Annotated in this window: 6 protein-coding genes and 1 pseudogene; all 7 read left to right on the top strand. The window is 43.2% G+C overall.

Going from position 1 to position 6,936, the window contains the following annotated elements; translation table 11 throughout:
• Window positions 1-414, top strand: a pseudogene (locus AB7U21_RS03140) (nitrogenase iron protein); the annotation flags it as partial.
• 5 nt (window positions 415-419) lie between these two features.
• A complete protein-coding gene (gene cfbB, locus AB7U21_RS03135) occupies window positions 420-1,904 on the top strand; it encodes a Ni-sirohydrochlorin a,c-diamide synthase (RefSeq protein WP_428386964.1) in 1,485 nt (494 codons plus the stop codon).
• Between the two features lie 121 nt (window positions 1,905-2,025).
• Window positions 2,026-2,547 (top strand): DUF4365 domain-containing protein, encoded by a 522-nt coding sequence (locus AB7U21_RS03130; RefSeq protein WP_428386962.1) that lies wholly within the window; start codon window positions 2,026-2,028, stop codon window positions 2,545-2,547.
• A complete protein-coding gene (locus tag AB7U21_RS03125; protein ID WP_428386960.1) occupies window positions 2,541-3,728 on the top strand; it encodes a hypothetical protein in 1,188 nt (395 codons plus the stop codon). The genes AB7U21_RS03130 and AB7U21_RS03125 overlap by 7 nt, the downstream gene beginning before the upstream one ends.
• Window positions 3,729-3,746: 18 nt before the next feature.
• Complete coding sequence (locus AB7U21_RS03120) at window positions 3,747-3,977, top strand: TspO/MBR family protein (RefSeq protein ID WP_428386958.1); 231 nt, start codon at window positions 3,747-3,749, stop codon at window positions 3,975-3,977.
• A 99-nt stretch (window positions 3,978-4,076) separates the two neighbouring features.
• A complete protein-coding gene (locus AB7U21_RS03115) occupies window positions 4,077-5,573 on the top strand; it encodes a right-handed parallel beta-helix repeat-containing protein (RefSeq protein ID WP_428386956.1) in 1,497 nt (498 codons plus the stop codon).
• Between the two features lie 84 nt (window positions 5,574-5,657).
• The gene (gene coaBC / locus AB7U21_RS03110) at window positions 5,658-6,893 is read left to right on the top strand and encodes a bifunctional phosphopantothenoylcysteine decarboxylase/phosphopantothenate--cysteine ligase CoaBC (protein WP_428386954.1); all 1,236 of its coding nucleotides are present in this window, start codon (window positions 5,658-5,660) and stop codon (window positions 6,891-6,893) included.
• Window positions 6,894-6,936: the final 43 nt, after the last annotated feature.

Here is a 6,936-nt window from a genome sequence, read left to right as displayed (position 1 = left end):
GACATAGTATGCGGTGGTTTTGTGGCGCCCATAAGAAAGGGACTCGTGAACGAAGCATACGTGCTGACATCCGGGGAGTACATGCCGCTGTACGCTGCTAATAACATCTGCAAAGGTCTCAGGCAGATAGATACCCGTCTGAGTGGTGTGATCTGCAACTCCCGCAGCGTTACAAGGGAAGAGGAGATAGTGCGCAGGTTCGCCGAGGAGATCGGCAGCAAACTGGTTGCTTTCATTCCTAAGGAACAGATCGTGCAGGACTGCGAAAGAGATGGGTTCTCTGTCATTGAAAAAGCCCCTGATTCAGACATTGCCCATGTGTACCGTGACCTTGCCCGGGCCATCATGTCAAATTCAGATTCAGCATTGCCAACATCACTGGATGATGAAAGGTTAAGGGAGCTTACACGCTGATCCACATGACCGCTGCCGTCAACATGCGTCCTCCTGTAGCCGGTGAGGAGAAGCACATCCCCAGAGTGCTGATCTCTGCCGGGAGTTCGTCTTCCGGTAAGACCACTGTTACCATCGGCCTTCTGGCTGCCCTGTCAAAAGCAGGATACAAGGTGCAGCCGTTCAAAGTAGGGCTGGATTACATCGATCCCAGTTACTACTCGGAGATCACGGGGCGCAGGGCCAGGAACATCGATGGCTACCTTATGGATGAGGAGAGGGTACGCGATGTGTTCCTGCATGGGTGTGAAACAGACGGCGAGGCTGACATTGCCATTATCGAAGGTGTGCGGGGACTGTATGAGGGCCTGGAGAGCTTAAGTGACATCGGCAGCACTGCACAGATAGCGAAGGTCCTTAACTGCCCTGTCATCCTTGTACTGAACACACGCAGCATCACCCGTTCGGCTGCAGCTATTGTTTCAGGTTTCAAGGCGTTTGACCCGCAGGTGAACATTGCCGGAGTAATATTGAATAACATCGGTGGCCAGCGCCATGCCAAGAAGGCAAAGGAAGCCATAGAACACTACACAGGCATACCTGTGATAGGCATCATCCACCGTAACAATGAGATGATGATCTCCATGCGCCACCTGGGGCTTGTGCCTGCCATCGAAGAGCGCAGAAGATCCAAGGATTTCGATGCCAGGATAAGCACCATAAGGGATGTTATCTCTGAAGGTGTGGACATAGAGAAGGTGCTGGATATTGCGCGGCAGGCAACTCCTCTTCCAAGACCCTCAAGCACTATCTTTGTTCCCCGGTCGGTGGCAGAGAAGCCGGTCATCGGCATTGCCCTGGACGAGGCGTTCAATTTCTATTATCACGATAACCTTGAATTGCTGGAGCTTGCAGGAGCAGAACTGCGGTATTTCAGTCCGGTGCATGACGAACACCTGCCGGACGTGGATGGGATCTACATCGGCGGTGGTTATCCCGAACTGTTCGCTGCCGAGCTTGAGGCTAATACTTCCATGCGCAAGGATATAAAAGCAGCATCTGAAGCAGGACTGCCCATTTACGGGGAATGCGGCGGACTGATGTACCTTACCCAAAAGCTCACAACAGGAGTCAAGGGAAAAGGAACATATAACATGGCCGACATGCCCGAATCCACCCACGAGATGGTGGGTGCACTCCCCGGACATACGCTCATGGGACATAAACGCGTGGTCAGCTACAATATCGGTTCCCTCACGCTCGACACGGTCATCGGTAAAACAGGAAACAACTTCCGTGCCCACGAATTCCACCACTCCGAAGTCACAGAACTGCCCACAGATGCTAAATTCGCCATCAAACTCTCCCGGGGCACAGGCATCATCGATGGCTGGGACGGGCTCACAGTAAACAACACGCTGGGCTGCTATGCCCATCTTGTGGCATGCTCTTATGAAGAATTCGCAAGGGGCTTTGTGGATTTTGTGAGAGAGAGAGGGAGAATATTGTAATATGTTGTATATGTTTGAATTTTAGAATTTTCTTTCAATACTATTAAATATCGGAACAAAGATGAGTTTACTATTATAAAATATAGTGAAACTGCATCCTAAAACGATAAGAGCTGTACATATGATAACTGAAGAAATCTGTAAAGAATGTTTAAGTAAATCATATGTAATGGCAATTGGAGCAATGGCTGGATTGAATGTCCAGTTTTATGATATAGACTATGGAGTAGATGGCTTTTTTAAAGAAGTAAGGGAAATAAACGGGAGAAGATGTACTTCAGGATTACATTTAGATTATCAATTAAAAGCTACTAAAAATTGGGAATTTAAAGATGAATATATTATTTATGACTTGGATGTGAAAAATTACAATGATTTGATTAATGTTTATAAAGAAACATCTAATATTTCCCCTTTAATTCTTATATTGTTACTCTTACCTGAAGAAAAAAATTCATGGCTCACAGCAACCCATGATAATTTGGTTATGCAAAAGTGCTGTTACTGGTTTGCTGTAGATGAAAAATTATCCAATTCTAACAACAATTCTAAAGTACGAATTAAGATTCCATTGGCAAATCTTTTAACCCCTGAATCTTTATTAAAACTGCTCAAGTCACCAAATATGAAGGGGATGTGTTAGTGATAGAATATAATTATAGAGGAAACAGTTACTTTTTTCCTTACAGCAATCTTTCTCTTTACTTGGACAAAAAGGGATGGATTTTTGAGAAATCTAAAGGTGACAGTAAAATATATTTCAATTATTTAGACTCTGACTTTAAAGTAGTAATAGGATTACCAGACAAAAATTCACATGTGTTAAATAATCTATTGTTTCATGTATTTGATACACTTTCTGACTTTGAGCAAAGGACATTAGAAGAAATATTGGAATCAATATCGAGTATAGATAAAGACGTATGGAAAATAAGCATCTCAAAGGGTGCAAAAATAAATTCAATCGATTTTAATGATGTTGAAAAGGCAATCAAAAACATAAAAAACTTAATGTTATATTCTGCCTCTGCTGAACAAGAAGCACGGCCTTATTTTGAAAAACCACTGGCTACAGGAGATTCTTTCGTAAAAGAATGCAAGTTTGGTCACACATATGCTGGTAGTTTTGGATTTACTATAATTACTCCTGTTAAGAGTTTAGATAAATGGTTCGATGATAAATCGCTAATATCTCGTGATCGAAAAATCAATGAAAGGATAATGAGAAGTTTCATGTTGATAAGAAAAGAAGAAGAGATTATTGACATCACTTCCGTTTATGAGAATGCCTTGAATGGAAACATGTGTGAAGCTATAATAGACTTATTGCGAATATCTAAAGGTGATATTGAATGTTCAATCAATTATTCACCTATAGCCAATGTTTCTTCAGACATTAAAGATTATTCAAAAATAGAAATTAAGCACTCTAACATGAGTTATATTGAAGGAATCCTAAAAAAACTTCGTCAAGAAAACGAGGAGATTAATAATTTTACAATTATAGGAAATATTATAGAATTAAAGCATGAAACTACAGATGAAGATAACGATTACAACATCTTGATTATAGGCGATATTGAAGATAAAAGTAAGGAAAAAATACATGTATCCTTGAAAGAAGGAGACTACATAAAGGCATGTGAATTGCACAAAGAGAGTATCAAAAATAAAAGAGACATCTTCGTTAAAATATCTGGCAACCTCAGAAGATCAAAAAAGAAATGGTATCTAGATTCTTACCACTCATTCAAAGAAATAAATGATATTCGTGCAAATGCTGCGGTTAATGATGACATGCAACAAAATTTGTTTAATTTTTGACTTTAGAAAGCTATAGTTGTGTTCAGCATACAGCTTTTCCTGAACTTCCTGTGGTCCGTGTTGTTCTTCGGCCTGCGGTCGCCTTTCTACGGACTTGTAGAGATAGTTGTCCTATGGATGGTTATTCTTGTAAACATCTGGCTGTTCTACAGGATCTCAAGAACAGCAGGATTATTGCTGGTACCGTACATCCTGTGGGTATCGTTTGCAATAGTGCTGAACTACACAATATGGATACTGAATGGGTAAAAAGAAACGCTCAATGAGCTTACAGCCATTTTTATCGGTTTGTTTTACACAGGATCCATGTGAAACATTAATAAGTATTATCGACTACTATGAAGTAGTATGGTAATTCCTGTATTATTGAAATTCCTGGTATTCATCATAAGCCTGTCAATATCAGGGTGTGTTTCACCTGGTGACCAGGGAGTTGACACTGTCACAAATGTCAATGTGCCAACCGGACCCATTGCATATGTAGATACCGACGGAAACGCAAATTACAACTGCGATGGAGTGAATGACCATGTGGAGATCAATAAAGCACTGACATATGTCAATAGTATCGGCGGTGGGACAGTATACCTGAGAGGACCTAATACGTACTGGATAAATGGGACCCTGAAGATGGGGTCGAACACTATCCTCACAGGGGACTCCAGCGCCTGTATCAAGCTCATACCAAATGCCAATTGGGGAGATTATGTACCTTTGATCACTAACATGGATGGTGCAAACAAGAATTTCACAGTAAAGGGCTTCGAGATAGATGGGAACAGTGAGAACCAGTCAGTTCCCCGGGGATCGGCATATTACGATATGATCTATTTCCACAAATGTACCGACATCACTGTTACTGGCATGCGTCTGGAATGGGGGACAAGTGATGGCCTGATAGTAAGGAACTATTTCCACGACAAACCTTCCAACATCGTTTTCACAAACAATTCAGTATATAAGCTTGGACACGAAGCACTGTACACCCTAGGGCTGAACGGTGTGACAGCAGCTAACAACAATGTATTTACAAGGACGAACACGGCTTTCAGACTATCAAGTTCAGGCCACGCTAAGATCTACAACAACATCATCCATTCGGAGATACAGGACTGGTCAACCGGCCCGGGAATCGAGATCGACAAGAGCGATGGATACGAGTCCGAGAATATCGAGATATACAGGAATAAGATCCATACCCTTAATGGTGCTGCTATCTGGATATTTGGAGAGGACACTGACGATGTGATACGTGGCAAGGATGTGTACATACATCACAATATAATATATGATGTCGGCCAATACGATAAGTTTACCGGATACAGCAACGCGGGGATCGTTATCGGGCAGTTCAATAATACAAGAATAGAGAACAACGTTATTCATAATGGCGGCCAGGCGGGAATTAAATATTACCAATACCCGAACGCAGCCGCAATGAACGAATCGTTCACGACCATTGTCAGGAACAATATTATACTGGGCTCTGATAAATACCAGGACAGTGGGTTGTGGAACACTGATAGCATAAATCACACTTTCGTATCAGATAACAACTGTATATATAATGTGGATAATAATTACAATGGAAATGGTATAGTCTATAAAGACGACATCTATGTTGATCCGCTATTTGCAGATGCTACAAAACACGATTATCACCTGAAAAGTACTGCAGGCCGATGGTCCGGCAAAGCATGGGTAAACGATGCTGTAACAAGTCCGCTCATTGATGCAGGATACCCTTTATCGCCCTTCAGTCGTGAACCCGAGCCCAATGGTGGCAGAATGAACATAGGCAGATATGGCAATACTAATGAAGCTTCCAAGAGCCCTTCCACCTGACCTTTGTATAAAAAGGGATTAGAATCATCGTTCCTGAAAGGAACATAGACCAACCTTTAATATCAAAAACGACCTTTTAAAATCATGCAAACCATGCGTGAACACCCCACACTCTGGATCCAGGGCAGTACTTCAGCTTCACTGGAAGGCAAGACCATAGTGCTTGCAGTTACCGGCAGCATTGCAGCGATACGCACTGTTGAACTTGCCAGAGAATTAATACGCAGAGGTGCCGATGTATATGCTGTCATGAGCGAGGCTGCCTCATGGATACTTAATCCCATGGCCCTCCACTACGCCACCGGCCATGAAGCGATAACCAGGATAACAGGGGCTGTGGAGCATGTGGAGTTCTGCGGTATGAGCGGTAAGGCCGATCTTTTGCTCATAGCTCCTGCAACAGCTAACACCATCGGAAAAATTGCATCCGGGATCGATGACACACCTGTGACCACCTTCGCCACCACGGCCATTGGAGCAGGTATACCAGTGATGATAGTACCTGCAATGCACGAAGCTATGTATAAACATCCTGCATTGATCGAAAATTTGGAGAAGATAAAAAGCTGGGGAATTGGGCTCATCGGACCGGATATCAAGGAAGGTATCGCTAAGATAGCCTCTAATGAAGAGATAGTGCTACAGGTGGAAAGGCGGTCCGGCAGCAGAGAACTTGCAGGCAGGAAGATCCTTATAACCAGCGGCTCCACTGCAGAAGCTATTGATCCTATAAGAATACTTACAAACAGAGCATCAGGCAAGACTGGTGTGGAACTTGCTCTGGAAGCCTACAGGCGCGGGGCAGAAGTGACCATAGTACATCGCAACAAAGTGGGATTTACAGGCATCAAAGAGATATATGCTGAAAGCGCCTCCCAGATGACAGAAGCAGTACTTGGGGAACTGGACTGTAGTTATGATGTACTGATCAGTGCAGCTGCCATAGCTGATTATACCCTTGATCCGGCAAATACCAAAATAAAGTCAGGGGAAGAACTTACCCTACGCCTGAAACCTACTGCCAAGCTGATAGGCAAAGCAAGAGAGAAATATCCGGACTTGCTGATTGCAGGATTCAAAGCCGAAACCGGAACCTGTCTGGAAGAGCTGCTCAAAAGAGCAACGCACACCCTGGAAACCTCAAAACTTGACCTTGTAGTTGCTAATGATGTAGCAAGCAGTGGAATTGGTACCGAGGATAACGAAGTATATATCCTTACTGCGGAAGATCCCGGTCACATCCATATAAAAGGATCAAAGAGAGTTATAGCCTCTGCATTACTGGATGAGATAGGCCATCTGCTGATATCAAGGAAGTGAGAGCACGCCAGAAACAAAATGGTCTGCCAGTGCCTTTGCTCCG

The sequence above is a fragment of the Methanomethylovorans sp. genome, from assembly GCF_050177135.1.
Classification (GTDB): Archaea; Halobacteriota; Methanosarcinia; order Methanosarcinales; family Methanosarcinaceae; genus Methanomethylovorans.
This window is presented reverse-complemented; position numbering and strand designations above follow the sequence as displayed.